Here is a 26,121-nt window from a genome sequence, read left to right as displayed (position 1 = left end):
TAAAAATATCAACTATTAATCTCTGTATGTGCTTTAACATACTGATGGACATCCAGCATTTCAAGTATTATAAATCCTAATATTATAAAGCCTAAAACAAGTTCTATCACGTATGTATCAGATGTAAGGAGCGAGTATATAAATACAAATCCAGATACTATTATTCCCAGAACACCAATGCCCAACTCTCTGATTCTTCTTTGAGCTCTAACAAGATTTTCCTTGAACAATGAGAAGTTTGCTGTTAGATGAACCATCAGATTACCCAGTCCTGCAATTGATCCTAAAGCCAGGAATATGACAAATGCATTTACAAATATCAAGACAGGCATAAGTATTATCGCTGCTGCGATTAAGGTTATTATTCCAGCTATGACGGGCGTTCCTCTCTTGCTGTGCAGTTTGCTTAAAGCTTTGTTGATGACTCCTCTTTCTGACATAGCGTATAGATTCCTGGAAAACGCTGTAAGAAAAGCCAGAGAGCCCAGAATCCCATCATTTATTGCTGCGAATAATAATAAAGGTAAAGCAATTGGTCCAGCGATCTTATCCACTATGGTGATAACCGGCAAATTTGATGATACAAGTGCTGAAAATGAGTGTGTAGCAATTCCATAGTCAACTAGGGAGTATAATACCAGTGCTTCAAGGGTTCCTCCTATAATTATTACAAGAATTGCCGCTTTTCCAACATTTCTTTTAGCGTTCTTTACCTCACCTGAAACTGGTGTAATAGCACCGTATCCAGTAGGTATGCCAATGGCGAATAAAATTCCCAGGAATATGATTGCTGGAGATGGGATGCTGGTAAATGGATTATATACCAGGAAATGAGCGCCATAAAAACCTGCTGCTATAACTCCCACTAGAACAACTAATTCCAGACTTGCTGAAAAGACTGCATATTTTGAGGATGGTCTTATACCCAGTAAAAGAAATGCTCCTGTTGGAATGAAAACGATCAGGAATGCAACCAGTGGTGGAATCACTATATACGGTGAAACAACATAGGTCAGGACAAATATTGACCCGGTAATGTAACCACCGGCATACAGTAATGAATAGAAAAGATATAGCCAGCCTGTTTCAAATCCAAACCTGTGTGATAATGACTTGTAAGCATAATTAAAGTATCCCCCCGCCTCATCATGTTTTCTTGATAAGTAATAAACACCTGCGCCATTAATTAAAACCACTAGAGTCCCTATGATAAGCACAATTGGAGAGAAGAACAGTGTCAGTATCAAAGCTGCGGTAGCATATGTTAACATCGAAAGAAAAGGTGCCTGACCTCCGAAGGACATAAAAAATATGTCTGCGAATCCAACACTTCTTGTTAGCTTACTCTTACTTTCTATATCTATATCCTGAATATTTTTGACATTTTCCATTTTTGCTCTTAAGGTTACAGACATCGGGGATATATATACTTTATGGGTTACTATACCATATATATTCAATTTAACAATATAAATTAATTTTATGTAAAAATTGAATTTTTTGTTAAAATTTATTGAAAATATAAGAAAAAACGTATCAAAAATTATTAAAATTAAAAATGTGGAATTTTATTTATTTAGACTTCTCAAAATTGAGGTCATTATGTAAAGCAGCAAGTACAAGGTATCTAGATATAGACACTCCTTCCAACAGGGCTTTCTCCTCTATTATGGCTTTTTCTTCTTTTCTAATATACACACTTATCTTGTTATATTTTGTAGAATTTAACACAATAATATTAATACTTAATACATTATAAGGTTTGTTACACTTGAGAAAAGATAATATAATATCTTTACTGTAAATTCTAATGAGGATTTCTAATAACCCTCCAGAAAACGCCATTACATTTATTCATGAAATACGCACGTTACTGTAAGAGTGATTTACTTGATCATGCAATAAAAGAAAAATACAACACCATGAAGATAAATGATCCATTAATATTCGTAAAGAATGCCATAGACTGAGAAGCATTCACACCATTGTTGAATGATCTGTATCATTATGATACAGATCGAGATTAAAGAAAAAACATACCTGTAAAGATCATGATAAAAGTACTGTTCTTGCAGAGAATGCTCAACATGGTTGAACAACAGGCAGAGACACAAATAAGGGATAGAATATCATTCATGAACTTTCTTGACTATCCATATCAGTATCCTGATGCTAGGACCATATGATTGTTTCGTGAGAGATTATCAAAGACTGGAAGGGACAGGATCATATGTAATGAATTACAGATACAGCTTGAACTGAAATGAATAAGGATTAAAAAGGGATCAGCACAGGATGCAACATTCATCACATCAGATCCTGGACATGTGAAACATGAAGAAACAAGATCTGAAGGTAAAACAAGAAGATCAAAGGATGGTTCATTCACAAGAATAACAGTAAAACGCTTTTCGGATAAAAGGGACATACTATTGTTGATGATAATATTCCTGTTCCAATGATTCATACAGAGACGCTGACATATAGTCGGTACGCAAACTATGATTATAAATTTATTTGACTGCATACTAAATTATGTAATATAAGAGCTCTATAAGCGGGTTTTTTCAGATGTAAAAACTGCAAATGATTAAAAAGATTAATATTTAAAACATAATAATTAACATAGGAGGATTTCTATTCTTTACCCTATTTTTTTAGGTGTATGGGACAATTTAATGATTTCCTTTGAAAATTAACTTACTTTAAGTCACGCACTTCTATAATTATCTCTCATTATCCTTATTTCTTCTAACAAGATTCACATGTTTCACTTAACTGTTACCTATGGAAATAAGAATACTCTTTTGATAATTGTAAACGCTCATACAGTAACATGCGTGTTTCATGAATATATATTGCGGTGTTTTCTGTGAGGTTATTAGAAATCCTCTGATGATATTTACGAGATAATTGATTTAAATGAGTCTGTGAAATTGATATAAATAATGATCAATGAGATCCAACATCACTGGATGATTGTTCATAAGTATGCAGTGTGTGTTGCCTTTCAGTGACTGGTATTTGTTATTCAGGAATGAATGATGGACCTTTTTTACTTCCTGAATTTGAATACATATACAACTACGCCAATCACTGCAGCAGATCCTATGATTCCAGACGCTATTGCTATTGATTCTATGGGTGATAGTCCTGGTTTTGAGATCTTCTTAAGATCATATGTTATGTTTACGCTTTTTCCATTGGTAACCGTGATATTGTCATAATATGTTCTGTATCCCTTTGCAGAGATGATCACGTTGTAGGAACCTGCTGCCACTGACAGGTTCAATGATCCTGTGGGAGACAGCGTTACCTTATGACCATTTACTGTAACTTTTCCGTCTGATGGTGATATCTTTCCTGTTATGTATGAATAGTGGAGATATGTGACTGTCTCTGTGATGTTCCTTCCATTCATGGTTATTGAGAACTGTTCTGTTGTTGTATAATATGCAGTTGTGTTTGCGATTATGAATCTGTATGTTCCATTGGTCAATAAGAATGTTATGGGAGAACCTGCTGGAGCATTGCCTGATCCAGCACCTTTTACATACCATGATATTCCGGATGGTAATCCTGATTCTTTGAATGTTACTGTGTATAATACCTTTGAAAATGTTATTGGTTCTGATACAGATGCACCATTCACTTTTAATAAACCTGAAGATGGATTTGGTTCGTAGATCTTGTCTGTTGTTGATATGGAATATGAGTATGATCCATTGGTTATCGTAAAGGAGTAGTATGATCCTGATACTGCTCCAGACTTCATACCATTTGATAGATTTACATACCATGTTGATCCTTGGGGTAATCCTGATTCATTAAATGTTAATGCGTACATTTGCAAGCTGAATAATAGATTAACCTGTTTGTTTGAACCTTATACTAATACAGATCCAGATATGTTCATGTAATCTGTTGATGTTGCATGATATGAGTACGATCCATTGATTACATGGAATGTGTATGATGTGTTTGTTAATGTGTATTCTACATTATTGAATGTTAATATCCATGATGAATCTGGTGGTAATCCTGATTCTGTGAATGTTATTGCATTGACCTGCACCATCATAGAACTGGAACACCATGATAATAATATTATAGAGAAGAACAGATACAGGGAGAGCATGCAAAAAGCGGTTTATCAAATCATAGAGGTTTTTTCATGAAATCAAAATATTCGGCTGAAGAGAAGTTCCAGATAGTTATGGAATCCTTTACGGACAATGTGACACAGGCTGAAATATGCCGGAGGCATGGCATATATCCTGTTCAGTTAAGCAAGTGGAGGGAACAGTTCATACTTGGAGGTAAGACAGCACTGGCTCAGAGAAGGAATTCTGATTCAAGGGACGATGAGATAGAGAATCTGAAGAAGATCATAGGAGATCAGTCACTGGTCATAGACACTTTTAAAAAACGATCAAGAGAATAAAATGATGGTTATTGATGATCTGAAGGATCAGATATCTCTCAGGGAGATATCAAGAATATCCGGAATCTCACTGTCCGGATATTATTACAAGCCTGTGAAGAGATACATTCAGAGGCTTGATCCAGCCATCAAAGAGAAGGTCAGGTATATTGCATCAGAAAGGACAACATACGGATACAGGAGAGTGTGGGCAGTTCTTCGTAATTCTGGTACAGAAGTGAACCAGAAGACCGTCAGGAAGGTTCTTAAGGATAACAACCTGAACCTCCCTGCATTTAAGCACAGGGGTAGAACAAAGGCCAGGAATCTCTTCCGTCCTCATGGTCCGGATCAGCTCTGGCAAACTGACATCACTTACATTCCCACTGAATCGGGAATGACCTATCTGATGTGCATCAAGGACTGTTTCACCAAGGAATGGCAGGGATACCGTTATTCCAGGTCATGTATGGCAAGGGATGCCATACGTTCTGTGGAGAATGCTGTTCTACTGGCATTCAATGGATCAGTACCAGAAGGCCTGGTGCTCAGAACAGACAGTGGTCCCCAGTATATCTCGAAGGAGTTCAGGAGTGCCATGAAATTACTGGGGATAAAGCTGGAATATATACAGAAACACACTCCTGAGGACAATGGAGACATTGAGTCGTTCCACAATTCAATCAAGACAGATTACATATGGCCAAACGAGTTTAGGAACTTTAATGATGCTTCCATAGAGATAGAAAAGGCATTCACAGATTACAATGAATGCAGGCTGCATTCATCCATTGATTATCTCCCCCTAAGGGAGTTCAGGAGGAAGTTCCTGAATGATTCAGCATTCAGGGAAAGATTCGAGAAGAAAGAAGTTGAGGTGAAACTAGATGAAAATTGAAGAGAAGTGTTCCAATTTCTGGTGGAGCAGATCAGTGATGCATCTATGTCTCTACATAGTGAATTGGAAAATTTTACATAATCCAATCTGAATCGTCCCTGCTTTCCTTTATAAACGTCTAAAACTTCTTTCCTTAGGTAGGAGTTGTCAATTAACACCGCTGCTCTTTCTTCTGTCATAATTTTTCCACAGAAAGCCATAGTCAGTGATATAATAACAGTTTCTATCATTCTTTTCCATAAGTCATTACAAGAATTTAGCGTATTGCACACCTATTTGTAATACAAATTTTTAGAAATAGCTAAGGCTTCTTCTAAAGTCTGATTAATGAGACTTAATCTAACAAAAGAGATGATGGAGAACTTAAATCCATTAGAAATAAGAACATATAGGCTCTTATAAAATAAATTGAGAAAATGTGCTTTAGATGGTATAATAAATGCTGACTATCATCCTGTTGATGAAATTACAGGAATGCCATTGAGTAAGATTTCACAACATTTGCTATCTCTTTTTGTAGTTTTTGATCTTCCATGTCAGTCAGAACAGGATAACCTATAGGGAGAGTTTTGTTAGTTTTATCTGTCAGTACCCTTTTCATAACCTTTTCAGATATGGAATTATTCGGAAATACCCTTACACTACCTTTTTTGAATTTTACTATAATTGGGTAAATCTCTGGATCCCATTCATCTGAAAGTTCAGATTCATGATCATTATAGATCACTTTTTCTATGATAGCATCTCCAACAATCTCATTCTTATAAAAGAAATACACTCTGGTTCCCTTTGCCATTAAATGATTTGGTATCGGAAAAAGCATTTTATTATGATCTTCCCATGTTGCCTTAATCTTGTCTTCGTTTTTGTCTGTCATCTTATAGTGTATTGCATAATGATAAGCATATTCCCTTTCAGGAAGTATATCCGATAAAAATCCCCTGAGCGCCCCCCTATTGAAACTCTTTTTCTCTTTCTCAGTCCATTTTCTATCTGTTGTTACGCCAAATTCCATATCTGAATGCGGAAAGATACACGATACTGCTTTTTCTTCTACCATCTTGACATATGATGTGGCTTTTATATTAATCTTCCGTAGCTTAAATATTAGGAACCAAGACATCCAAGAATATGGATGTTTGAAGGCCTCAATAAGTCAATTAACAAGAGCATCTATCGTTATTGAAACTGAACGTTCCATTATCTGAGCCCATGAGATTTATAAGATTAATATGTAGATAGATATTAAAAACGTTGAGTGTTAATATATATTATAAATGATGTGTTCGTTGCCCTGAACAATAAAATTTTAGAACTCATTAAATTACTCAGTATGTATGAAGATAAATCCGTTCAACAAGGAATACAACTCAAGAAGGAAGGATCAGCTTGATGTGAATTATGACATATTCAAGAAGTTCTCAGTAGAGGCACAAACAAAGGAGGAACTTATAGCAATGTTAGAGGAGAAATTCAATTATGTGATATCCAGGATAGCTAATGAGAATGCAAAAGAGCTGCTGGAAGAAATGCAGTTATTATAGGTTGAAAATGAGAAGATATATAAATAAGTATTAAAATGAAAAAGATAAAGTCTAAGTTTACATCTATATACATGGTGTGATAAAGTGGGATTTAAATTAAATTTAATCCTCTCAGTTGGAGTATCTTTACCGATTTTTATTGCCTCAATGATCGTATCATTTTTAACAAAAGAAAATTCGCTAATAGCAGTTTTTACCATTTTAACCGCACTATCTATAGTGATTAATGTGTATTTTATAAAATTCATAAACGATAAGAAAGAATTCAATCCAAAATTATTCAAAGTTGAATTGACAGAAAGAGAAGGAGCTTCAGAGATGTGGCCATTGATCCTGACAATTGTGATTACGGTTTTACCAGTAATGACTTTAGATGTTACAGCATTTTCTTCTTCTTATCTTACTGAACTAATTGTGTTACTTCTAATACCTATCATCAGTATCCTATTCTTTACTATTTTTCTGAGAGAGAGCTTAATCTATCAAATTATAACTGTTCGAATTAAATTCCCTTTCCTCTTTAAAGTAAAAACAAGCGGTGGTGGACAGATTTTAATTATTTCAAGAGAAAAAGTACAATCAAATATACAATTTAAAGCATACTTAATAATCGATGATTTCTTCCTTTTTGGATATCGTACCTATTCTAATTAAATAAAGTGATTGAAGTGAGTTCAAACCTTCTCCTTTTCACGAGCAAGGTATTTTTCTTTGAATAGTTCGTCTCTCACAGCCTGTCCGTTTAATAATGAGAGGATATCCTTAAGCTTTGAATTCTTTACTGAGATCTTTCCATTGGAAAATGATATTTCAAGGTTATATGATTTTGCAATAGGCTCAAGGTTAGTATTTTCTCTTACTATTCTATCTACATAACCAGCACAAGCAGAAGCCAGGCGCTTGAACTCCATTATATGTGGGGAGGTCTCATCAATCACATACTGAACATCATCCACTATGTTGGCCAAACTGGTTTTTGCATTATCTATAAATTTTGTAAAAGCCTCCCCATAATCAAACAGAGAAAGAAAATGATTGACGTTCAAAATGTACAGAGGATCCTCATATAGAATTGCGTCAATGCTATTCGGTATAGATAATAAATTGTTTTCTTTGAGATGTGTGAGCTCCCCTGTACGGGATTCTACAAGATATAAGTATTTTTTAGGATTTAACAATCTGGCTTTTGTTACTTTATTGAAAATAGTTATTTTTTCACCTATTTCTATCGCAAAACCGATAAGATGAGTTGATTTTGACAACTCTCCATATGAAATTGGAGAATTATCACTTCTCTTCATTTCACTAATTATTTTATTTAAGACAGGAACTTGATCGTCAGCTAACTTTCCAATCAAATATTCAGGCGACAAATCGCTCTTCAAATCGAAATCCTTTATCCTGAGTTGGCTTTTTTGGATAAGATACCCCTTTGCAGATTCAATCATTTCATCCCCGAGAGATTTTGTTATTGAAAGTGTATTAACGGTCCAAATCTTCTCTTTTTCTTTATTTTTCTCTACTGAAATCGCATAAAGCTGTACTTTTGATCCATCAGTCTCTTTTATCAAGTTATACATTTCTTCTAGCTTTTTCTCTGTGAAACTCGATTCATAAATTTTCATTTTTTATCATTCCTCCATCATTCCCTCTACCTTACTTAGAATCTCTCCTATCTCCATTCCCTTTTCAGACAAACTTATGCTTGTCGTCTCATAATTATCAATCACCCTCTGATTCCTCTTTCTCTCGAAGCTTTTCGAAAACCATCTTGTACAATGAATAGGTCATGAATATCATTGATTCGATTTCATATCCTTCAACCGAATTACCCATATGTGCTGCTGCGGGTTCTTCTCCTCTGGAGCTTGAACTATATAGATTTTTCTGCAATGTTTCAACTAAAATTTCATTGTTTTTGTTTCTATCGAATATTTTACCGTAATCCACATTTTTTCCATTCTCGTCTCTATATCCAAGATTTTTCAATGCCTCGTTGAATTCCCTTAAAGAATTCCGGAGTGATGACATTGCAGAGCCGTTGTTTAAAGAGTACAGGTATTTCCTGGATACCTCAAGGGCGGAAAGTGAATTGCTGAATTTTTCCTTTATATTTACAGCATTTAATCTAGGGATTTCTATTATTTCATATTCCCCCAATCCTAGTTTTGGTGCAAAATCATTTATCCAATCCGATGATTTAATTGTCATTGGAATTTGTGGGTTGTATGTTCTCATTTCCAAGTATGAAGTACCATTTAGAGTTGATAACATGTTTGCGGTGTTGTTCGTTGCTAAATTTGTTTGAACTCTGGATTCTATTATGTAGGCTCGATTTTCAAGATAAATTAGCCTTATTTCGGCTATAAATACTACGTCTCCATTCTTTTCCGCTTTTCTTCCATCGCTTATGTATTTTAAGACATTCTTATCTAATTTGCATTCAAAACCCACATTATATTTAACTGATTGATCCTTTAGTTCGGATTTTATTGCGAAGAGGGGGAAACCAAAAACGTTTTGAGTTGAAGGTTCCAATCTTCCAATTTTTTTTCCATGATAATTCAAGTCTCCGAACGCATTGATTAAAACTTCCGACCCAACTTTAATTTCTACTTCTATTACTATTTTCAATGTTGGATTGAAAGAATCTTCTCCTACAAGGACGTATGAGTTAACTACCAACATTACATATACACCCCTAACCTATTCTGGAAATCATTGCTCTTTGAATTATCCACACTTTCGTTCATTCTTCCATCATCCTCTCCAATTCCTCAAATCTTAATCCAATCTCCATTCCCTTCTCAGTCAAACTCAACGTTGTTTCCTGAGGATATTTTGAACTTTTGATTTCCTGCTTTACAACATTCAGTTTTTCAAGCTCCCTTAAAATTTCAGTTGATCCTGGAAGATCTTCATTGATTTCCTTCAGATTCTTTGATCCGTTTCGGTATAGATATAGAATTACAGCGTACCTTTCTGTGGATGAGAGCTTCCTGCCTTGTGAAATTGCCTCAGCTCTTTTGAGTTGCTCTGCAACTTCTCTTCCTTTTTTAGTCAAAGAGATCATTATCGTTTTTCTTCCAGAGACAACCTCTCGTTTATTGACCAACCCGCTTTCATATAATGAACCCGCTGAGCTAGTTACAGTATAATATGAAGTTATAATATCTTGAAGTTTAGTCATTGGAATCTCTACGTCTTGGTAATTTGTATAGATGAATTTTAAAATTTCATCCTCGTAGCCTGACTTCTTGATTGACAATTAGTAATTAATAAGTATGGAGCATATTAATACATACTATCATTTATGATTATCAATTCGTAATCTGAGGTAAAAATAAATTGAGAGGTAATGGAGTCTAAAAACACATTCATTTACTATGATAATATTCTGGGTAGTGACATTAAAGCTTTACGCATGGGCGCGGGAACCCCGGTTTTTTCCCGAATTTTAGGAGGCAGTAATATGTGCGGTTTAGAAGTTAAAAAAAATAACAAAGTCAGAGTATTCGTCTGAGATGGGGACACTGGGATTTGAACTGTATTAGGTTTAAGGATAGAACTTAAATAGTATCTTACATTCTCTTTGTCATGGTGACTGGAAGGGGGAAAAAATATATTGATCTCTTGAAGGAAAAACAAGTCGAAAGATGGTTTAGAGACTGCGCAAGAGGGTCGCAGCTAACTGCTGATGTAATTTTGAGAAGACTCGGTTCCTTCTGCAACGAGGTCAGTAAAACTCCCATGGATCTTCTGGAACTATCAGATGAATCCTTAACCAATCTGCTGACGGACTTCATTGGCACCGAGGAGGATAGGGGACTTTCTCCCAATTATATAAATTCAAGCGTTAAGGCCGTTAAATCGTGGCTTTCATTCAATGGCAGAAAACTAATAAGAAAACTAAAAATCAAAAACGCGGGAGTTAATACCAGGTATGGAAATGAGAGTATCCCTTCTCAGCAATCATTAAAGAAAATATTTTCAGTTGGCGATGCAAGATCAAAAACTGCATGCGCGCTAATTGCATTCTCTGGCCTAAGGCTGGAGGCATTAGGCGACTACATGGGAAAGGGAGGACTGGAAATTAGAGATCTTCCCGAGATGCACGTTGACGTTGATTCTAAGACAGTTTCCTTCGAAAATGAAGTAACAATGGTCAAGGTAAGACCTGAACTTAGCAAAACCCGCAAGCCGTACATTACATTCATCGGCCCCGAAGGAACTGGCTATTTGTCTGCCTATTTACAGAAAAGAATGATTGAAGGCGAGGTTCTCATGGCAGAATCGCCTATAATTGTACCCTCAAAATTAGCTCTTAGAAAAAAGCACATAACCACTATAAATATAGGTGATCTGATAAGACAGAGTATAAGATCGGCCGGATTCGAAAATAGGCCATATATACTTAGAAGCTATTTTGACACCCAACTGATGCTCGCGGAATCAAAAGGATTTATCATGCACGACTACAGAGTTTTTATGATGGGGCATTCCGGATCCATGGAACATAGATATACTCTTGACAAAATGCTTACTTCCGACACAATAGAGGATATGAGGTCAAGTTACGTCAAATGCCTTAAGTTCCTTGAGACTGAGGACCACGGAATCAAAGAAGAGGATGTAGCTAAGATAACTACCAATACAATGAAGGAGACTGCAATAATGATTCTGGAAACTGCTTACGGAACGAACCTTTCTGACAAGGAGAAAGAAGACCTTATGGCACTCGATTTAGATGACCTCCAGGAGAGATTGAAAGAGATATTCAGGGATAAGAAGGCGGAGATCCTCAACAATGGGAACCGGCATAAGACCATACCTGAAAGAGAACTCGAAATCTATCTCAACAAGGGATGGGAACTCGTGCAGATATATCCCAAGGGAGATAAGGCAGTCGTCAAGTTGCCTTCCTGACAACCGGTCAACTAACTAACCGAAAAAATCAATTTGAATCATTTTTTACATTTCATCATAAGAGCGTATATAATTAAGAGAGAATGGACATGAAAAAGATGGTGAAGAAATCGAAAATGAAAATTTGAATCATTTTTTACATTTCATCATAAAGGCATAAACAAATGGGAATGCATAGCCATGAAGATGCGGAGATTTTTCCTAAAAACTTTGGGACGGTCCAGAAATTTAAACACGAAAATGACAATGAGGACATTAACTTAAGTAAGGGGGGAAGGGGGTCTTTCATGGATCCATATACTCATGTGAAATCGAATAACGATCGCTTCTCTTTCCCTGGTGCCGGACCACAAGGCCAAGTATTACAAGCCTTCTTAATCGATCTCGGAGCTCCCATGAGTTCAGCATTACTTCTTCATATTCCAAGATGTCAACAATAGTATGTACCCTCAAGGACCTGGAAGGGATCCGGCGAAATATATCCAGTATCAGCAGATCAGTGCTGTCAAAGCTGGCATTGACCTTTATCTTTAGTTCAGTTACATTCAATTATACCACATCTAATTAAGTATGGAAATGAGAATCGATAAATCGACAAGAAATCGGGAAAATAAAGTTTTCATTTCGACCGGTTCTTGGGAGATTCAGGGACCTTAGCATGGCATGGGCATTCGCAATATATCCTAACATGGCGACCTGAAGGTATCCTTTCTCCTTCCGGTCCTGATAGTGAGGGTTCCACCATTAATGACACTGGGCACGTATCATGAGATCCACTTCTGCACTGCCGGAATATCTTAATTTTGTGAGCTCCTATTTTATAGCTTGACTGCGTCATTGCGATCTTCCCTCCCTGAGATTCCTCAGTCTCTCCTTAATAATTACCTTCTGGTCATCGGGAAGTGATTCCCATCTTTCCCTTGCTGCGTTCATCCTCTTCAATTCCACTTCGAAATATCCCTGAAATGGTAGCTCATTCCTGAGATTCTCTGGCATGGCTTCCCAGTGCTTATGGCGGGTTGCCCTGGCCATCTCGCATTTTGGATCTCCGTCCACTTCAGATCGTGCCTTGATGAGAATGTCTAAAGGACACTTAGGAGCTGAGCATGATTCGAACCTTGAACAGTATTTCATTGCTTGAAGGGATAGTATCTCCATCTTCTCGGTTCCATTGCTTAACTTTGGTTGTTTTATCCGTGCTGTCAGAATTGAAGTATCATGGGTAATGTTATCATATCCTCCCCTTTCATTCTTTCCTGAAAAGTCGAACAGTGATGGTTGATTAATGTCTTTGTGTCTTATCATAGGATACTCACCGTTATAATATGACCCTTGTTGATGATCAGTTCCCTTCCATTAGGCATCTTAATGCTTATCATGTAAGCACCAAGAGATTTGAGAATGCCAGCCTCTATTCTTCCATTGGTTAGCGTTACTGTAATTGACCTCCCGATCTGGGAAGTGTTAAACGGTTCAGGATTGCTGTAATTCCTCGCTTCGTTGCCCTGCTTTCCCTGAGGGTTTGTTTCTGCTTTGATCATGATCTCCCTCCATTTCTGATGATATCCCGATTAGGTACGATATCAGATTTCATTGTAATTCACCTCATCCTTGAATATCTTTTTTCCAGCCCAAACAAGGATCCATACAAAACAATAAGTGAGTGGGTTGTTCAAAATTCTTCTTATGGTTTCTGCACCATTTTCACTTATTTTCAATTCAACCCACCTCCAGCTTTGCACCACACTGATCGCAGTAATTCGTTCCTGGAAGGTTGTAACTGCTGCACCGGTCACAGATCCTGTTTATGGCATCTAAAAGATCCTTCCTTACTTTCTCTATGGACATTGCATATTTTATGTGCCCGCACATAAAGTCATTACAGAGTTCACAGTGAAGGAGCTTCACGTCACGATCTATGACCAGTGATCCGATCTCTCCTGAGCGCTTATCATGCACTGAGCAAATCACTATTCTCTTTCCTTTTCCTTTTTTCATTTCCCAATTCTGTTCATTCATTTCTGTTCACTTCCTCCTTGAGGCTTAAGGCTGCCCCTGAGCCATCCTGTAAAAAATTTAGGATCTTAAAATCTGAGTCAAGCTCAGCGATGGAGATCACCCTCTCCAGTGGTATTCTATGGGTTCTTCCTGATTTCAAACCATCAAGTATAATCCTGTTGAATGCTATTCTCTGAAACTCTCCAGTAAGTTTGTAAGGGGCGTTTTTAGGCCCTATGTAATTTACACTTGCTGTTGATCCTTGAAGACCTTTAAGATTTCCATGGAGGATCATTTTTAATCACCTCCTTTTAATGTCCTGCTAAAAAACACATTTAGAAGACTTCCAGTATTTCCTTTTTTGAAACCGAGATCTTCCATTATTCGATTCACGGTTTCAGTGTTCTGACGGTAGTATGCACCTATTACTGCTATGTTGAACTTGTCCCCATAAATAGAAACACCGGTATCAGCTGCGTTTAAGTGAACCCCCTGTTGTAGTACAATTCTTACAGACTCGTCTCCCTGTTCCTTTGTGAACGACATTTGATCGGAGTCTTCACTCGTGAATGCGGAATTTACAATATCTGGCGCGTGTTCACCACTCTTTTTTCCGTCTTCTTCATAGGCTTCGTACATATTTCTAATGTCAGTGTTGTCAGATTTACTTTGGAACCCGATTTTTACGAGCCCCACTTCACTGACATTAGATATTTTTTCTAAAGTCGTGTTTTTGTTAATGTCAGCTCCGGGGAGCCCGTATTTTGTGATGTCTGGTTCAGTTCTTACGTCACTGACATTAACTTTATCTACCGACCCGATCCGCCTGATCACTTTTGTTCGATTTCCATCCGTGAGGGTCGCTACTTCATATCCTAGCTCCCGAAGTACTAGTTCGTGCTCTTTTATCAATCTTCCAAGTCTCTTCGGATCCTTCGGGAGAAGCTTAGAATCAAATCTACGCTTATTCTCCGTTATATATGGGTTCAGATTATCTAGGAGCTCTGAGCTGGTTCCTCTCCATTCTTCACGATCTGACATTAATTCCTGTATGGCGATGATCAGGGTGTTTTCCTTTGCCAGGTCCTCAGTCTCGCGTTTTTTTACCTGTTGATATGCGTTAAAAAATGCACCTGAGGGAAATCCCATTGCCCTCAATCCGCATTCAGCCCAAATAACGAAATCAGCCATTCTGGGGAGTTTGCCCATCAATTCCTTTTCAACTTCTGGGTACAGTTGAATGGCCTTAGGAACAACAGAAAGCAGATACCCTCTGGCACTGGGCAATAGGTTTTCGACTCTCTGTTTTATCTCACTTTCGCTCAGTCGGCCTTCCCCAAATATGGGTCTTAGCAGTATTGGGACGCTACGATCTAGAAAGTCCGGCTTGTATCCTGGTATATTGATTCCATTCATCAAAATCGGCTTTTTGAGCTTTAAAATGACCTCTGACGTGTTAGAGTAAAGTTCACGCGTCCTGAACCCCTGGCCAGTTGAAATTCTACAAATGACATCTGAAATGTAGTCAGGCATGGTGGTATTCACATTATCAAATGCCAGTATGCCTTGATGAAGTGCAGATATGCTTATGTCCCGTTCATCAAACTTTAGTGCCTGTGTGGGGGCTCCATTAGGATCAATTAATTCCCTTTTCGCCACTGTATAGCTTGTTTTTCCGGCGCCATGGTCCCCAGTGACCACTTCAATAGCATGAGGAATGCCTGGGATAAACCTGGAAAAATCAAGACCAATAGAAAGCAATTTTGTATTATCATCCATACGCCATGTGTCAATGAGGCTGAGGTAATCTTCTCTAATCCCATCCATAACCTCAGCGTGAAGCATTCCCACAAATCTGACAGTTGCAGGTTTTTCCAACGCAGTTAGGACAATACCATCGCTATTAATTTTGAAGATCTTCCCATCTTCGCACACCGGATCGTAGATGATTGCATCATCCATCCTTGCTACTCTTACTCCAACTTCTCTCACGTTCTTGCTTGCGTAATAACGGGTTAGCCTCCTGACTGCTAATATTTCCTCACCGTTTGCTGGACGTCCCAAGCGATTATACTTTATCTCACTCATCAACCCTTCAAATTGTGGGCTTTCTATCTCAATTGGCGGAGCATTGTTTCCGAAGTAAAAGGCTAAACCTTGGGGTGTGGAAAAGTACCCTCCCCCAAGTTCAGCGATAAGGTCAAATCGTTCTTCTTTGCTTCCATTATCATTGGTGCCCTGTGCTATCGTTTTCAGTTTCTTTGTATCAGTTTTTGCTGTCATGTTCTTCACCTTCCAATTTGTTTATTAATTTCTCCAGTGTGCTAAATCCTCGGATTGGCTTACCCGCTGCACCGTTTTTATAAGTGTATTCGACTGCGTTTTTGTCTGAAAGTCCTGGTATCTCAGAGTGGTCGATTAGCATTCGCATAGCACGTTTAGCCATGGTTTTAGGCCATCCGTAATGGTATAGAGTCCCCGCTATTGCCATTCGAAAGTCGTTTCCAAGGTGCGCTCTTATGGCGCTATTCCATGCGGGCAGAATTTCATTAACAAATTCTTCGACTCTGGGATCCTCAATTTCCTGAGTCTCATGAAAAACCCTGTTAATTGCCTCTTTTTTTCCTCCAACTCGGAGCACCCATTTCAGCAAACCCTCAGGTATGGGCTTTATCTCAGTCAGGTTTAGAAATTCATACCTACCGTATTGACCCTGGGAATTTGGAAGGATAACATAGCCTCCATAACCCTTGATGTCGAGCCCTTCCATGGCTCTTGTGTGACTGAACGAACTAATACAATCTGGCATCCTATAATAGAAATGCCGCCCTCCTGACTGGGTCTTCAACGAAAGTGTATTAAGATAATATCCAGAAATGTTACAATCCAAAACAAGCTTCTGGAATGATTTCAGCCCGATAATGTTAGGTTCTCCATTATACAGTACTGGATTTTTTTGCGAATTTTTTTCGACGTCGCAATCTAAAACTATGAGGGTTTTCGGGAGAGCAAAGCCGATCCCGGCATTCGGGTATTTGTGCCATGTTTTTGCTATTACCTTAGGGTCAGTCGTGGCATCTTTTAGGCCACGCATAAAACCTAAAAAATGATCCACTATTGGGGCCTTGTTCGAATAACATGGAAAAACCGGGAATCCCATCTTTGCATATTCAACGGCTAAGGCCTGTTGAGTGGGCTTTTTAACCGACTTCGTAAAGTTTAATAGGCTGTGACAATTGTACTCATGCGAATCACCAATCTCTTCTTTTTTCATTTTTGCCTTTCCTCCATGTTGACGAGTTTCAGCCAAGTGCCCAGTTTAGAGATGAAGTCTTGTGCATCGATCATGTCAGGTTCACTCAAGATTAAGGACTTTACGGGTTCAGGGAAGTTTAACGCTTTCTGCTTGAGAGGGGCCAGGTTAATCGTTGTCATTTTAATATCACCTTATATTTCTGTATATTTCCGTAAGGAATTATAAGGATATAAAACTTACGGAAATGTAAGGATATGAACACTTTTATATAGGTTTGAATGATTATGTAAATATGAAGAAAGGCACATGCAAGTTTTACGTTGACAGAGACGGCGCCGGGAGGATTTACGTTCCCAAAGGCGTTACAGGGGACCTGCCTTTTGTTCACGGCGAGCAACTTAAAATCACCCTGCGAGATGACGGGTCGCTTCTTGTTGAAAAGCTCTGATCCGATCATTTCTAGGCCTCTTTCTTTATTTTCAGAACGAGGACGTCCTGATCTGATGTGTCGATTTCTACCGCACTGCCAGGTTCAATGCCGTATAGCTCCGCGACAAAGAACGGTATCAGAGCATATCTCGAACCATTAAAGTCCGTTACTTTTCTACTGATCCTTTTCATATAATCATGAGTAGACTTAGCAACTATTAGTGACGCACTATTTAAAAATCTTTAATCTTACCTCGACTTTTATTAAGACAAACCTTTATTATTAATGCTCTCATAATACATTCATAATGAACAACCCAGAACACAGATTATTATGGCCAAAGGATCCCCCTGATATTACGCCTGAATACATGGCTAAAGAGTTTGGGAGAACAGTTCGAGCAAGGGTCTGGATCCTCCTTGAGGAATCCTGGCATCTATCAAATATGGCGGTCTCCCCGATGAAGTCCTACAACGCTTACGACCTTTGGGAAGTATGTAAAGACCTTATCACTTCAAAGAAAGATCGTTTTAAATCTATAAATGAAGCCCTGAAGGACCTGATGGAGAGTAATGAAATAATAAAAATTCCCGGGAAATATGAGGAAAGGTACCAATTTAACCCGCATGGTCCTCTTGTATTCAGATTCAATGAGGGGGACATACAAAGAAAAGAGAGCAAAACCGATAAAGCAATTAGGGAGCTGTACAACACTCTTTTTAACACAAATATAACCGAAAGTGACATCCTTAAAGACCCTGACGAACTAATTAATCAAGATATTCTTTCTCAAAGGGCAATAGGTCACTATCACGAGTTTGCCTTTGCAGTTGCCCAGATGGCACGCCTATTCGAAAATCCCATAACGCAAGGTTCCTCTATGGAAAAACTTCAGAATGGTTTTTATGGGCCTTCTGTGGCAATATCATATAAGCCAGGGGGTTGGAAGGACAAACTTAAAAAAGACGAGTTGAAAGACAGTAGAATATTATTCGTTCATTAATATATTCCAGAATGGCATCCCTTAGTATATAAAGAAAAATTAATAAGTAAGTCTTGAAAATAATACTCAAACCCAATATAGAGTGGGGACACTGGGATTTGAACCCAGATCTGCGGGTCTCTTCCCGGTTCATAGTTCCAGTCAATCATCACCATATCAGTTGACCCGTTTCTAATCAAAACCTGACTGGAGCCCAATAGGATGCCTGATTACCCCATGTCCCCGTAGGTTCTGAATTAGATAAAACTATTTAACAGTGACTCTGTTCTGTCAGTTGAAGTGGGATTTTTTAGGCGTGATAAAGAAACCTGTTTATAAATTCTAAACATTCCAAACAGTTGCATATGTTTGAGAAACCTTAAAAAACTTAAAACAATGTAATTCTATGAAAATATCCCTGGGGTTTTCATATTTGCTCACTTTTTCCGGTTCACTGATAAGCATGATCTCCGGAGTTTTTCTGGCTCTGATCGTATTTATTCTCGGTCTTGATCCTGGATCAACAGGTTCACTCGCATTCCTGAAATCCATAGAAATAAATCCATATGCATCTCTTGCGGTGATTGCTCTCAGCTTTATTGTGATCATCTTTTGCTATTACGGAAAGGGAAAGGGTTTTTACGGTATAGGAATCCTAGCCATACTGGCCAGTTTGATAATTCTGGTCATAAGAGGAGGATTTTATATTGGTCCACTGGTTTCAATAGTAGGTGGATTCCTTGTGTATAAAAATGAAAAGATTGTAAATTCCAAAAAGGAAGAAATTATGGAAGAGGAAATTTTGAATAAAATCTAAAACGGTTAATGTAAAAGGTAAAAATGTCTATTATACACCCGTTTACATGAAACGGGTAATATTAATATAAAAATTCGATCAAAAAGGTGAAATCAGGATTTGTTGGCTCTTCTCTGCCTCTTCAGTCTTCTAATTCTCTTCTTTTTCCATTTCCAGCGCATGTTTCCTCTCTTTTTCCAATCTCTTGAACTTCGTTTCAATATTTCACCCCAATCGTGAGACAATACTTATTTTTCCCACATAAAGTATAAGGATATTAAGACTTCTTATAAATATTTATTTTGTGAACCTTTATTTATTCCATTACATTCTGAATATATGCCTGAAGACATTCAAAAATATATCAAGGATATGATGAGCACCCTTCCATCTGAAGAAATGTATCTGGAAGCTGTCCGTGACATAGTGAAAGATCTGATTAAGGAATATGTAAGGAAGAAACTTAATGAGGATCCTGAGCTAAAGAAGGAGCTAGCAAGGATAATAGAAGGATACCTAGAAGCAAAGATCAAGGAATATGATTCCATGGCTAAAATGGCAAAAATAACGGCAAAAATAGGGTTCATGAGTGCTCCGCAATCAGTGAGGGACACAGCAACCAAGGATATAGTGGATACCTTTAGAAAAGAGATCGAAGAGATTATTCTGAGAACGCTTTAGGGAGAAAATTTTTCTTAATCACTGTTTTTGAATTAAGATCAAACAATGTTGCTATGCATGGATCAGGAGAATAGTTCATCATTTTCTGGTATTCAGTCTGAGACTGCCATGTTGAGGAATTCACATATCTAACGCCATTGTAATTTCCAAGATAATGCCCATGTATGTGCCCTGTTATGAATATATCTGGAACATCCCTGAATATATGTGGATCAAACTGATTTGGAATTATGGGTGTCCTTCCACCGTATACAGGTCCCATATACCTCCTCTTAAGCATCAGTTCTATGGCCTTTCCAACACTGTTCATGTTACCTCCTGGAATCAATTCTATTAGATCATTCAGGGACATCCCGTGATAAAGTGTTATGAGCTTCTTCTTTATTCTAAGGTTATATGGATTTGGAAGGAAAGTGACCTTTTCAGTGAACATTTGCCTGATGGCAGGACTTAGCTCAGGCTGTGGTTCCGCCAGTCTTACGGTATCATGATTTCCAGGCATAATGTAAACGTTAATGTCTGATGGCACCTGATTCACAAATTCGGCCAGATATTCGTACTGCTCCTTTGGATTTACAATTTCAAGATCATTTTCCTGGTTTGGATAAACACCTATACCATCAACAACATCCCCACTCAGTATGAGATGCTTCAGATTAGCAGATTCATCACTTGAAGAGTTGATCCATTTAAGAAAACTTGAGAAACCGTTCTTGATAAAAGTCTTGCTTCCCACATGAATATCAGATATGGAACATACATATTCTGGTGGTAAGCCCGTGTCATCAATCATTCTTTCTGGAATATCCGGTCTTATTAACTCATTAGCAAATATCACAGGCTCAGAATTCTCCCTGTCATTGCTAGCCCTGGGTCTGCTTCCTATTACACCTACGACCTCATCATTGAGAAGCAACTCCTTTGCCATGGGGTTTTTCTTCAGAATTATCACATCTATGTATGATTCTGTATCTTCTATCCTGAATTTCTTATGACCATTTCTTGTTTCTGTAACATTACTGATCATTCCTACAATCTTAACTTCTCTTGAATCCTTTTCCCTTACGGAAGAAATGGAGTCTACCTCCCTGAACTTTCCGGCATTGACAATAATACTTTTTAATGTTTCATACCTGTTAACAAACATCTTTCTGAAATCTTCCACGGAACTGTTTGCCTTGATATCATTTACATCTATTTCTCTCATAACGGCAGGGTTTTTGACCTGATTTCCACCTATAAGATTTAGAACATTTTGCCTTCCAACTATGCCTGATTTCATTGTTTCATTGTCAATAAGGTGTGTAATCATTGTACCCAGAGATTTTTCCATTATAATCTGCAAGGCGGCAGGATCCACAATGAGACCTCTGGAATTAAAGAATTCAAGTATTTTGTTCCTGTCTGTGAAGATTCCTGACACCATATTAACACTATTTCACTGTCTTATAAAGGGATTTCCGTCTTCGATCCCATACATACTTTTGAATGATTTAAAGATGTAGTTTGTAATACCTTGAAGAAATTGTGAATGAGAATGAGCAGGAAAAATGATATTGTTCTATTTGTGATTATGGTTTCATTCTGGGCTTTGAATTATCCTCTGGTGAAATTTGCACTTAACTATGTTGATTCCTTTACACTTCTGTTTTACAGAATTCTCATTTCTCTGGTTGGAGTTTTAATCATATTTAACAGAAAGTTGAGATTCAACATAAGGAGGAATGAGATTATTCCCCTATTCATCCTTTCAATGCTGAATGTTTTCATCTTCATGGAGCTGTGGTTCATAGCTGAAACTACCATCTCCTCTTCACTCTCTGCAATTCTGATTTACACCTATCCGGTAATTTCAACTCTTCTTTCTATTATATTTCTGAAGGAATCGTATAACAGGTACGTTATTCTTGGAATTATCCTTGGATTTTCCGGTGTTATTGTAATATTTTTCCATGGATTGATCTCAGGTCTGGGAATTGGTGTGTTAATTGCCTTTCTGGGTTCTGTCAGCTGGGCTTCAGGAACCATATATTACAAAAAATATCTCGGTGGGACGGAGCGGGAGACAACAAATTTCTATCAGTTTGCCTTCGCCATAGTTCCTGCTCTGATGGTGGCGGGAGTGTTCCAGCCTAACATTACACTGTTTGAACCAAATCTTACTTTCCTGATCATTGTTATTATTATAGGATTCCCAGGCACGGCCATAGCCTATTATGCCTTCCTGCATCTTAATAGAGAATACAGGGTTTCTACTATCTCATCCTTCCTCTTCCTTGTTCCTGCACTCTCTGTAATTTTTAGCATTTTCTTACTGAATGAAATTCCATCGGTTTATGAGATAGCAGGTCTGTTACTTGTAAGTATAGGCATTATCTTTTCGGCAAAAGGAATTAAAAAGTAACTGTTTCATTTTAAAATATTTTAAAAATTATTATGGAGAAAACTTACAGAGTTTATTCTGTTATATTCTCCATTTTCTTCATATTTCTGGAATTCTTCACTGCCTTTCCGTACACTGCGAAAAGTGCCAGCAATAGAACAAGACCAAATGCAGTAATTATGAAGAAAGCTGTATCCATAGGCCCTGAGGTGGTAACACTCTGTACATTTATTGCACCCTTAAATGCTGTTGGATATACCAGAAAATTCAGTGTGAATACGTCAAGTGCAACCCATGATACGAGAAATGCCTTGTTTTTCAGTATGGGAGTGATTTTTCTGATGTATGAAAGAATAACCGGTATAACAATTATCACCACTGGAATTATGATTAATACAGAGAACACAGCACTATTCAGCAGATAAAATGCGATTCCTCCAAAAACTATACCCAGCAGGGAAAATATTGCACTCTTGCTTCTATTCCCCGTGTCATAAAATACATAGGATAGACCGGCTATCAGGAACACTGCAGATAGTATCAGTATGTATGAGGATGGATTAAGGAACCATGCTACAGGACTGAAACTCATGGAAGCGATGCTCACACCATCACTTCCTATTATTCCTCCAACTACCAGAAGTGCAACAAATCCTATGAAAAGAGTAACTATTGAGTATGCCTTGAACATGTTCTTTCTTGTCATGTAGCCTCTAGAACTAACAAATTCTCCCACGACAAATGTAGCGTTCCTTGCCACAAAGAAGATCAGAAAGACCATTATCTCTCCCGCATAGATTGATGCCAGTGGAATTATTATTTTTGGGAATGCGAAGTCAGCTGCTACAACAAAGAATGCTGCGAACGTTCCGGTTATTTCCCAAACTGGAGTTATATATGAAATAACCTTGCTGTTGCTCTTCTCCCAGTTAAACAGCATCTGGAATGCACCCATTGCTTCTGATAAAAATAGTGCCATGAATGCAGAAAAGATTGCGAATACCAGATAGAATGTGTAATTCAACTCACTCACCTCCCTGTTTGTTTGGAATCCTCTTACTTTCAGTAGATTTATGAGTTGCAGATTTACCCTTGAAAACCCTTGCGAAGAAATAGAATGTGAATGGTATAAGGAAGAGATAGAAAGCTATTATGAGATAACCTGGAACTATGAGTGCATTAGAGTAATTGGCAGCCTGATTCACAGTCATCACATCATAGATGATCCATGGCTGTCTTCCAACCTCGTCCGTAACCCAGCCCATGTCATATACGATGAGGGCAAAGAAGCCCACTGCAATTTCCAAATACATAATGATCCTGTTTCTGAACATGTCCTTCCTGAATATTTCGTAAATGAAGAATATGAAAAAGAATAAACCAAGCACAAGACCTCCGCCAACCATTACATCAAAAGATGTGTGAACAAACAGTGGAGGCCAGTCAGATTGAGGATAGGAGGAGAGACCAGGCAATTTTGTTATTCCAGCCTCAAAGTTTGCAAGGAACGCCTGCAATCCAGGGATGGTTATTGAGCCCACGATTCTACCATTAACTATTGATCCAAGAAGATGTTCACCAAATCCACTTCCGGGGTTTGGATCAAGCTCAATGGCAGCGTACTTCACTGGCTGATATTTGAGGAGACTGATTACCTCATTTCCTCCTGTTATACCGGCAAGAAGTATGAAAACAGCTGACATCCAGCCTGAAATTCTTATTCCGAGTTTTGTTATGAATCTTGTTTCACTGTCCTTCGATCTGATATACTGGTATGCAAAGAATGCTCCTAATATAACAAATCCAACAAAGATTGTTGTTGTAAGAACATGTGCAAGTTCGTTAAATGTGGAAACAGTATCAAAGGGGGCGAAAGGATTCACATCGGTGATTTTTCCAGTGCTAAGATATACAGATTTGTTGAAGCCGTTGGGTGTGTTCATCCATGCGTTTACCATTGTTATAAATACGGCAGACATTATTACACCCAGTGCCACCAGTATGGATAACCCAAAATTTGCATACTTCCATTTGAAAACGTCCTGATAATAAACGTAAATCACAAGGGCAATGGTTTCCAGGAAGAAGGCAGAAACCTCAGCATAGAAGAGTGATATGGCTCCAGTGCTCGACACAAAGGTCATAAAACCTGGAAACAGATTCACCAGTTCCACTGCAAGTACTATTCCACTGGCGGTTCCCACCCCAAATGAAACTATAAACATTCTTTTGAGCTTGAAAAGCATGGTTTTGTACTCAGGTACATTTTTCCTTGTGATCATGAATTCCAGAATGGCAAGAATTAGGCTTAATGCAATGCTTGCACTCACTATGATAATGTGTGAACCTATGGTGTAGGCAAATAAAAATCTATCAAAATTAGCTGACAGCATAATTTTTTACCTCCTTTTTCCTTATTATTGAATTGAAATTGAAAAACCCGGACCAGAGGAAAATGATTCCGAGAAGTTCAGCATAATAAAGTGTTTCGGGGAAGGATACAATATAAAGTGATCCTGCAACACTTACAATTATTGTTCCTATGATTATGCTAATCATCTTCTTATTTGAGGTTTTCCTGAATGATATTATGGCTGTTGCAATAAGTATTAGTGCTGCAGGGAATGATATTATTGATGACATTATTATGACTGCCAGAGGAAGTACACCAGCCACTATACCACCAACCAGAATATTTCCCGTTGGAAACATCACCAGTGTTATGGCAAGGAGAACATCGGCTATGACGGAAAATATTGAGTATGTCCTGTTATAGTTAGGCTTTTTAAGCAGAAGAATAGAACCTATAGATAAAGACTGGACGAGAATTGCCACTGTGAACAGATAGATATCAAAAAGAACCTGATCAGCGGCCCCAATGGCGAATAGAATCTCCAGAAGTGCATCTATAAAGAACAACCATAATCCGATTGACCAGAAGAGCTGACTTTTTCCATGGGTGGATGTGAAATTCCTTGTCATGAAAAGTGCCAGTATAAAACTGGCAACAGATACGAATACAGTAGTACCAAATAATACGTTTAACATGATGATCATTCAGATATGAGAGGATTATATATCTATGTTAATGGATAATAATACACAACAATTAGCATTTGGATACGAAGTTATGCATCAGTGTGGATATTTGTGTAATCCAGCAAATTAGAATTGAAATTGCAAATATGTTATAAATATTTATTTTGTGTTCTTGGATACTGTACCAATGTCTAGAATTAACGTGAGCCTCAGACCCGAACTTGTGAAGGATTTGAACGATATGTGCGAAAAGAGCCGGAAAACCGTTAGTTCTACTGTGGCTGAGGCGATTTCATTCTACATGAAAATAGATAAGATGGGTCTTAGGCTTGAAGATCTTGAAAAGGCTGGGTATCTGCTTGGATTCCTCAGGGAAACAGATTCTGTTCCAATACCCAGTATATTGCTTGATGGAATGATAAAGAATGCCATGTCATTTTCCGAAGAATCTACACTGAAGAAATGGTATGATCGTGGCTTCGTGGCCGGTGACATAATGAAGAAGTATGCAGACAACCTGAAAGACCTTGAGAATGTTCTGAAAGAATACAAAGAGGTAATTCCGGCGAGCATGCTTGATATAGAATTTAATGGTGATTCAGTTACTGTAACACTCTCTGGCGCCGGTTACAGCCTTGAAGCCTCAAAGTGCACAGTTGCAGGCATAGACGGTTTCCTTATGGCATTCAATTTCAGATCTGTCAGCAAGGAGTTATCAGAAGGTTTTGTAAAGGTGATTGCAGAGCAAATAAAGTAAATTCTAAT

General features: G+C 37.9%; 33 protein-coding genes and 1 tRNA gene. 13 read left to right on the top strand and 21 right to left on the bottom strand.

Features of this window, described 5'->3' with window-relative positions; all coding sequences use genetic code 11:
- Positions 1–8: 8 nt before the first annotated feature.
- Together CSP5_RS02990 and CSP5_RS10035 are read right to left on the bottom strand one after the other, a co-directional pair.
- Positions 9–1,391: an APC family permease gene (locus CSP5_RS02990; RefSeq protein ID WP_077076800.1), complete on the bottom strand. Its 1,383-nt coding sequence runs from the start codon at positions 1,389–1,391 to the stop codon at positions 9–11.
- Positions 1,392–1,572: 181 nt separating this feature from the next.
- Positions 1,573–1,845, bottom strand: coding sequence for a plasmid mobilization protein (locus tag CSP5_RS10035; protein WP_077076031.1), 273 nt, complete (start codon positions 1,843–1,845; stop codon positions 1,573–1,575).
- A 191-nt stretch (positions 1,846–2,036) separates the two neighbouring features.
- On the opposite strand from CSP5_RS10035, the gene CSP5_RS02985 reads away from it, so the two are divergent.
- Positions 2,037–2,186, top strand: coding sequence for a transposase (locus CSP5_RS02985; protein WP_277868674.1), 150 nt, complete (start codon positions 2,037–2,039; stop codon positions 2,184–2,186).
- A gap of 141 nt (positions 2,187–2,327) precedes the next feature.
- Complete coding sequence (locus CSP5_RS09955; protein ID WP_277868668.1) at positions 2,328–2,462, top strand: hypothetical protein; 135 nt, start codon at positions 2,328–2,330, stop codon at positions 2,460–2,462.
- A gap of 593 nt (positions 2,463–3,055) precedes the next feature.
- Here the strand turns inward: CSP5_RS09955 and CSP5_RS02980 are convergent.
- Together CSP5_RS02980 and CSP5_RS02975 are read right to left on the bottom strand one after the other, a co-directional pair.
- A complete protein-coding gene (locus CSP5_RS02980) occupies positions 3,056–3,847 on the bottom strand; it encodes a PEGA domain-containing protein (protein WP_077076030.1) in 792 nt (263 codons plus the stop codon).
- A 39-nt stretch (positions 3,848–3,886) separates the two neighbouring features.
- Positions 3,887–4,081, bottom strand: a complete 195-nt coding sequence (locus CSP5_RS02975; RefSeq protein WP_148689602.1) for a hypothetical protein — start codon at positions 4,079–4,081, stop codon at positions 3,887–3,889.
- Between the two features lie 93 nt (positions 4,082–4,174).
- Here CSP5_RS02975 and CSP5_RS02970 point away from each other — a divergent pair, with 93 nt between their 5' ends.
- Both CSP5_RS02970 and CSP5_RS02965 read left to right on the top strand, forming a co-directional pair.
- Positions 4,175–4,444: a transposase gene (locus tag CSP5_RS02970; RefSeq protein ID WP_148689601.1), complete on the top strand. Its 270-nt coding sequence runs from the start codon at positions 4,175–4,177 to the stop codon at positions 4,442–4,444.
- A gap of 1 nt (position 4,445) precedes the next feature.
- Positions 4,446–5,321, top strand: a complete 876-nt coding sequence (locus tag CSP5_RS02965; RefSeq protein ID WP_148689600.1) for an IS3 family transposase — start codon at positions 4,446–4,448, stop codon at positions 5,319–5,321.
- 466 nt (positions 5,322–5,787) lie between these two features.
- On the opposite strand, the gene CSP5_RS02960 is transcribed toward CSP5_RS02965, so the two are convergent.
- Positions 5,788–6,381, bottom strand: coding sequence for a hypothetical protein (locus CSP5_RS02960; RefSeq protein ID WP_148689599.1), 594 nt, complete (start codon positions 6,379–6,381; stop codon positions 5,788–5,790).
- Between the two features lie 277 nt (positions 6,382–6,658).
- On the opposite strand from CSP5_RS02960, the gene CSP5_RS02955 reads away from it, so the two are divergent.
- Together CSP5_RS02955 and CSP5_RS02950 are read left to right on the top strand one after the other, a co-directional pair.
- Positions 6,659–6,865, top strand: coding sequence for a hypothetical protein (locus tag CSP5_RS02955; RefSeq protein WP_077076025.1), 207 nt, complete (start codon positions 6,659–6,661; stop codon positions 6,863–6,865).
- A gap of 84 nt (positions 6,866–6,949) precedes the next feature.
- Positions 6,950–7,519 carry a hypothetical protein gene (locus tag CSP5_RS02950; RefSeq protein WP_148689598.1) on the top strand — a complete coding sequence of 190 codons (570 nt, stop codon included), beginning with the start codon at positions 6,950–6,952 and terminating at the stop codon, positions 7,517–7,519.
- 20 nt (positions 7,520–7,539) lie between these two features.
- Here CSP5_RS02950 and CSP5_RS02945 read toward each other — a convergent pair whose 3' ends face one another.
- The 3 genes from CSP5_RS02945 to CSP5_RS02935 all read right to left on the bottom strand — a co-directional run bounded on the left by CSP5_RS02945 (position 7,540) and on the right by CSP5_RS02935 (position 10,133).
- Positions 7,540–8,490, bottom strand: a complete 951-nt coding sequence (locus tag CSP5_RS02945) for a Kiwa anti-phage protein KwaB-like domain-containing protein (protein ID WP_077076023.1) — start codon at positions 8,488–8,490, stop codon at positions 7,540–7,542.
- A 97-nt stretch (positions 8,491–8,587) separates the two neighbouring features.
- Entirely contained in the window at positions 8,588–9,553 is a 966-nt protein-coding gene (locus tag CSP5_RS02940; protein ID WP_077076022.1) for a hypothetical protein, read from the bottom strand.
- Positions 9,554–9,614: 61 nt separating this feature from the next.
- Positions 9,615–10,133, bottom strand: coding sequence for a hypothetical protein (locus tag CSP5_RS02935; protein WP_077076021.1), 519 nt, complete (start codon positions 10,131–10,133; stop codon positions 9,615–9,617).
- Positions 10,134–10,462: 329 nt separating this feature from the next.
- Here CSP5_RS02935 and CSP5_RS02930 point away from each other — a divergent pair, with 329 nt between their 5' ends.
- The gene (locus CSP5_RS02930) at positions 10,463–11,791 is read left to right on the top strand and encodes a site-specific integrase (RefSeq protein WP_148689597.1); all 1,329 of its coding nucleotides are present in this window, start codon (positions 10,463–10,465) and stop codon (positions 11,789–11,791) included.
- Between the two features lie 834 nt (positions 11,792–12,625).
- Here CSP5_RS02930 and CSP5_RS02925 read toward each other — a convergent pair.
- From CSP5_RS02925 to CSP5_RS09685, 8 genes are all read right to left on the bottom strand, one after another.
- Positions 12,626–13,096, bottom strand: a complete 471-nt coding sequence (locus CSP5_RS02925) for a hypothetical protein (RefSeq protein WP_148689596.1) — start codon at positions 13,094–13,096, stop codon at positions 12,626–12,628.
- The gene (locus CSP5_RS02920; RefSeq protein WP_148689595.1) at positions 13,093–13,332 is read right to left on the bottom strand and encodes a hypothetical protein; all 240 of its coding nucleotides are present in this window, start codon (positions 13,330–13,332) and stop codon (positions 13,093–13,095) included. The genes CSP5_RS02925 and CSP5_RS02920 overlap by 4 nt, the downstream gene beginning before the upstream one ends.
- Before the next feature lie 42 nt (positions 13,333–13,374).
- Positions 13,375–13,509: a hypothetical protein gene (locus CSP5_RS09950; protein WP_277868667.1), complete on the bottom strand. Its 135-nt coding sequence runs from the start codon at positions 13,507–13,509 to the stop codon at positions 13,375–13,377.
- A 1-nt stretch (position 13,510) separates the two neighbouring features.
- Positions 13,511–13,810 (bottom strand): hypothetical protein, encoded by a 300-nt coding sequence (locus CSP5_RS02915; protein WP_148689594.1) that lies wholly within the window; start codon positions 13,808–13,810, stop codon positions 13,511–13,513.
- The gene (locus CSP5_RS02910; protein WP_148689593.1) at positions 13,803–14,084 is read right to left on the bottom strand and encodes a hypothetical protein; all 282 of its coding nucleotides are present in this window, start codon (positions 14,082–14,084) and stop codon (positions 13,803–13,805) included. The genes CSP5_RS02915 and CSP5_RS02910 overlap by 8 nt, the downstream gene beginning before the upstream one ends.
- A 2-nt stretch (positions 14,085–14,086) precedes the next feature.
- Positions 14,087–15,877, bottom strand: coding sequence for a hypothetical protein (locus tag CSP5_RS02905; protein WP_148689592.1), 1,791 nt, complete (start codon positions 15,875–15,877; stop codon positions 14,087–14,089).
- 178 nt (positions 15,878–16,055) lie between these two features.
- The gene (locus tag CSP5_RS02900) at positions 16,056–17,063 is read right to left on the bottom strand and encodes a bifunctional DNA primase/polymerase (protein ID WP_148689591.1); all 1,008 of its coding nucleotides are present in this window, start codon (positions 17,061–17,063) and stop codon (positions 16,056–16,058) included.
- On the bottom strand, positions 17,060–17,224 hold the full coding sequence (locus CSP5_RS09685; RefSeq protein ID WP_172399383.1) for a hypothetical protein: 165 nt from the start codon (positions 17,222–17,224) through the stop codon (positions 17,060–17,062). The genes CSP5_RS02900 and CSP5_RS09685 overlap by 4 nt, the downstream gene beginning before the upstream one ends.
- A gap of 113 nt (positions 17,225–17,337) precedes the next feature.
- Between CSP5_RS09685 and CSP5_RS09680 the strand changes: the two genes are divergently transcribed.
- A complete protein-coding gene (locus tag CSP5_RS09680; protein ID WP_172399382.1) occupies positions 17,338–17,493 on the top strand; it encodes a hypothetical protein in 156 nt (51 codons plus the stop codon).
- A 289-nt stretch (positions 17,494–17,782) separates the two neighbouring features.
- On the top strand, positions 17,783–18,478 hold the full coding sequence (locus CSP5_RS02895) for a hypothetical protein (RefSeq protein WP_148689590.1): 696 nt from the start codon (positions 17,783–17,785) through the stop codon (positions 18,476–18,478).
- Positions 18,479–18,561: 83 nt separating this feature from the next.
- On the opposite strand, the gene CSP5_RS02890 is transcribed toward CSP5_RS02895, so the two are convergent.
- Positions 18,562–18,702, bottom strand: a tRNA-Trp gene (locus CSP5_RS02890).
- 161 nt (positions 18,703–18,863) lie between these two features.
- On the opposite strand from CSP5_RS02890, the gene CSP5_RS02885 reads away from it, so the two are divergent.
- Entirely contained in the window at positions 18,864–19,274 is a 411-nt protein-coding gene (locus CSP5_RS02885; protein ID WP_077076020.1) for a hypothetical protein, read from the top strand.
- Between the two features lie 318 nt (positions 19,275–19,592).
- On the top strand, positions 19,593–19,934 hold the full coding sequence (locus tag CSP5_RS02880) for a hypothetical protein (protein WP_021789852.1): 342 nt from the start codon (positions 19,593–19,595) through the stop codon (positions 19,932–19,934).
- On the opposite strand, the gene CSP5_RS02875 is transcribed toward CSP5_RS02880, so the two are convergent.
- The gene (locus CSP5_RS02875; RefSeq protein ID WP_148689589.1) at positions 19,915–21,360 is read right to left on the bottom strand and encodes a DNA-directed DNA polymerase II small subunit; all 1,446 of its coding nucleotides are present in this window, start codon (positions 21,358–21,360) and stop codon (positions 19,915–19,917) included. The genes CSP5_RS02880 and CSP5_RS02875 overlap by 20 nt on opposite strands.
- Positions 21,361–21,471: 111 nt before the next feature.
- Between CSP5_RS02875 and CSP5_RS02870 the strand changes: the two genes are divergently transcribed.
- A complete protein-coding gene (locus tag CSP5_RS02870) occupies positions 21,472–22,338 on the top strand; it encodes a DMT family transporter (RefSeq protein WP_172399381.1) in 867 nt (288 codons plus the stop codon).
- A gap of 52 nt (positions 22,339–22,390) precedes the next feature.
- Here the strand turns inward: CSP5_RS02870 and CSP5_RS02865 are convergent, their stop codons facing one another.
- Genes CSP5_RS02865 through CSP5_RS02855 form a run of 3 tightly spaced genes read right to left on the bottom strand, consistent with a single transcriptional unit; the run spans position 22,391 to position 25,365 of the window.
- Positions 22,391–23,341 carry a hypothetical protein gene (locus tag CSP5_RS02865; RefSeq protein WP_021789855.1) on the bottom strand — a complete coding sequence of 317 codons (951 nt, stop codon included), beginning with the start codon at positions 23,339–23,341 and terminating at the stop codon, positions 22,391–22,393.
- Position 23,342: 1 nt separating this feature from the next.
- Entirely contained in the window at positions 23,343–24,710 is a 1,368-nt protein-coding gene (locus tag CSP5_RS02860; RefSeq protein ID WP_021789856.1) for a cytochrome ubiquinol oxidase subunit I, read from the bottom strand.
- Positions 24,697–25,365 carry a hypothetical protein gene (locus CSP5_RS02855; RefSeq protein WP_021789857.1) on the bottom strand — a complete coding sequence of 223 codons (669 nt, stop codon included), beginning with the start codon at positions 25,363–25,365 and terminating at the stop codon, positions 24,697–24,699. Before CSP5_RS02855 ends, CSP5_RS02860 begins: the two co-directional genes overlap by 14 nt.
- Before the next feature lie 178 nt (positions 25,366–25,543).
- Between CSP5_RS02855 and CSP5_RS02850 the strand changes: the two genes are divergently transcribed.
- Positions 25,544–26,113 carry a ribbon-helix-helix domain-containing protein gene (locus CSP5_RS02850; protein WP_145983923.1) on the top strand — a complete coding sequence of 190 codons (570 nt, stop codon included), beginning with the start codon at positions 25,544–25,546 and terminating at the stop codon, positions 26,111–26,113.
- Positions 26,114–26,121 lie beyond the last annotated feature (8 nt).

The organism is Cuniculiplasma divulgatum, from assembly GCF_900083515.1.
GTDB lineage: Archaea > Thermoplasmatota > Thermoplasmata > Thermoplasmatales > Thermoplasmataceae > Cuniculiplasma > Cuniculiplasma divulgatum.
The sequence above is the reverse complement of the archived record's forward strand: the minus strand, read 5'-3'. Positions and strand labels throughout refer to the sequence as shown.

Bases quoted from the DNA above. Each gene is read 5' to 3' on its own strand.
- CSP5_RS02990 (WP_077076800.1), bottom strand. From the start codon at position 1,391: ATGGAAAATGTCAAAAATATTCAGGATATAGATATAGAAAGTAAGAGT.
- CSP5_RS10035 (WP_077076031.1), bottom strand. From the start codon at position 1,845: ATGGCGTTTTCTGGAGGGTTATTAGAAATCCTCATTAGAATTTACAGT.
- CSP5_RS02980 (WP_077076030.1), bottom strand. From the start codon at position 3,847: ATGTACGCATTAACATTTAATGAATCAGGATTACCCCAAGGATCAACA.
- CSP5_RS02975 (WP_148689602.1), bottom strand. From the start codon at position 4,081: ATGATGGTGCAGGTCAATGCAATAACATTCACAGAATCAGGATTACCA.
- CSP5_RS02970 (WP_148689601.1), top strand. From the start codon at position 4,175: ATGAAATCAAAATATTCGGCTGAAGAGAAGTTCCAGATAGTTATGGAA.
- CSP5_RS02965 (WP_148689600.1), top strand. From the start codon at position 4,446: ATGATGGTTATTGATGATCTGAAGGATCAGATATCTCTCAGGGAGATA.
- CSP5_RS02960 (WP_148689599.1), bottom strand. From the start codon at position 6,381: ATGGTAGAAGAAAAAGCAGTATCGTGTATCTTTCCGCATTCAGATATG.
- CSP5_RS02955 (WP_077076025.1), top strand. From the start codon at position 6,659: ATGAAGATAAATCCGTTCAACAAGGAATACAACTCAAGAAGGAAGGAT.
- CSP5_RS02945 (WP_077076023.1), bottom strand. From the start codon at position 8,490: ATGAAAATTTATGAATCGAGTTTCACAGAGAAAAAGCTAGAAGAAATG.
- CSP5_RS02940 (WP_077076022.1), bottom strand. From the start codon at position 9,553: ATGTTGGTAGTTAACTCATACGTCCTTGTAGGAGAAGATTCTTTCAAT.
- CSP5_RS02930 (WP_148689597.1), top strand. From the start codon at position 10,463: ATGGTGACTGGAAGGGGGAAAAAATATATTGATCTCTTGAAGGAAAAA.
- CSP5_RS02925 (WP_148689596.1), bottom strand. From the start codon at position 13,096: ATGATAAGACACAAAGACATTAATCAACCATCACTGTTCGACTTTTCA.
- CSP5_RS02920 (WP_148689595.1), bottom strand. From the start codon at position 13,332: ATGATCAAAGCAGAAACAAACCCTCAGGGAAAGCAGGGCAACGAAGCG.
- CSP5_RS02915 (WP_148689594.1), bottom strand. From the start codon at position 13,810: ATGAATGAACAGAATTGGGAAATGAAAAAAGGAAAAGGAAAGAGAATA.
- CSP5_RS02910 (WP_148689593.1), bottom strand. From the start codon at position 14,084: ATGATCCTCCATGGAAATCTTAAAGGTCTTCAAGGATCAACAGCAAGT.
- CSP5_RS02905 (WP_148689592.1), bottom strand. From the start codon at position 15,877: ATGAGTGAGATAAAGTATAATCGCTTGGGACGTCCAGCAAACGGTGAG.
- CSP5_RS02900 (WP_148689591.1), bottom strand. From the start codon at position 17,063: ATGAAAAAAGAAGAGATTGGTGATTCGCATGAGTACAATTGTCACAGC.
- CSP5_RS09685 (WP_172399383.1), bottom strand. From the start codon at position 17,224: ATGACAACGATTAACCTGGCCCCTCTCAAGCAGAAAGCGTTAAACTTC.
- CSP5_RS09680 (WP_172399382.1), top strand. From the start codon at position 17,338: ATGAAGAAAGGCACATGCAAGTTTTACGTTGACAGAGACGGCGCCGGG.
- CSP5_RS02895 (WP_148689590.1), top strand. From the start codon at position 17,783: ATGAACAACCCAGAACACAGATTATTATGGCCAAAGGATCCCCCTGAT.
- CSP5_RS02885 (WP_077076020.1), top strand. From the start codon at position 18,864: ATGAAAATATCCCTGGGGTTTTCATATTTGCTCACTTTTTCCGGTTCA.
- CSP5_RS02880 (WP_021789852.1), top strand. From the start codon at position 19,593: ATGCCTGAAGACATTCAAAAATATATCAAGGATATGATGAGCACCCTT.
- CSP5_RS02875 (WP_148689589.1), bottom strand. From the start codon at position 21,360: ATGGTGTCAGGAATCTTCACAGACAGGAACAAAATACTTGAATTCTTT.
- CSP5_RS02870 (WP_172399381.1), top strand. From the start codon at position 21,472: ATGAGCAGGAAAAATGATATTGTTCTATTTGTGATTATGGTTTCATTC.
- CSP5_RS02860 (WP_021789856.1), bottom strand. From the start codon at position 24,710: ATGCTGTCAGCTAATTTTGATAGATTTTTATTTGCCTACACCATAGGT.
- CSP5_RS02855 (WP_021789857.1), bottom strand. From the start codon at position 25,365: ATGTTAAACGTATTATTTGGTACTACTGTATTCGTATCTGTTGCCAGT.
- CSP5_RS02850 (WP_145983923.1), top strand. From the start codon at position 25,544: ATGTCTAGAATTAACGTGAGCCTCAGACCCGAACTTGTGAAGGATTTG.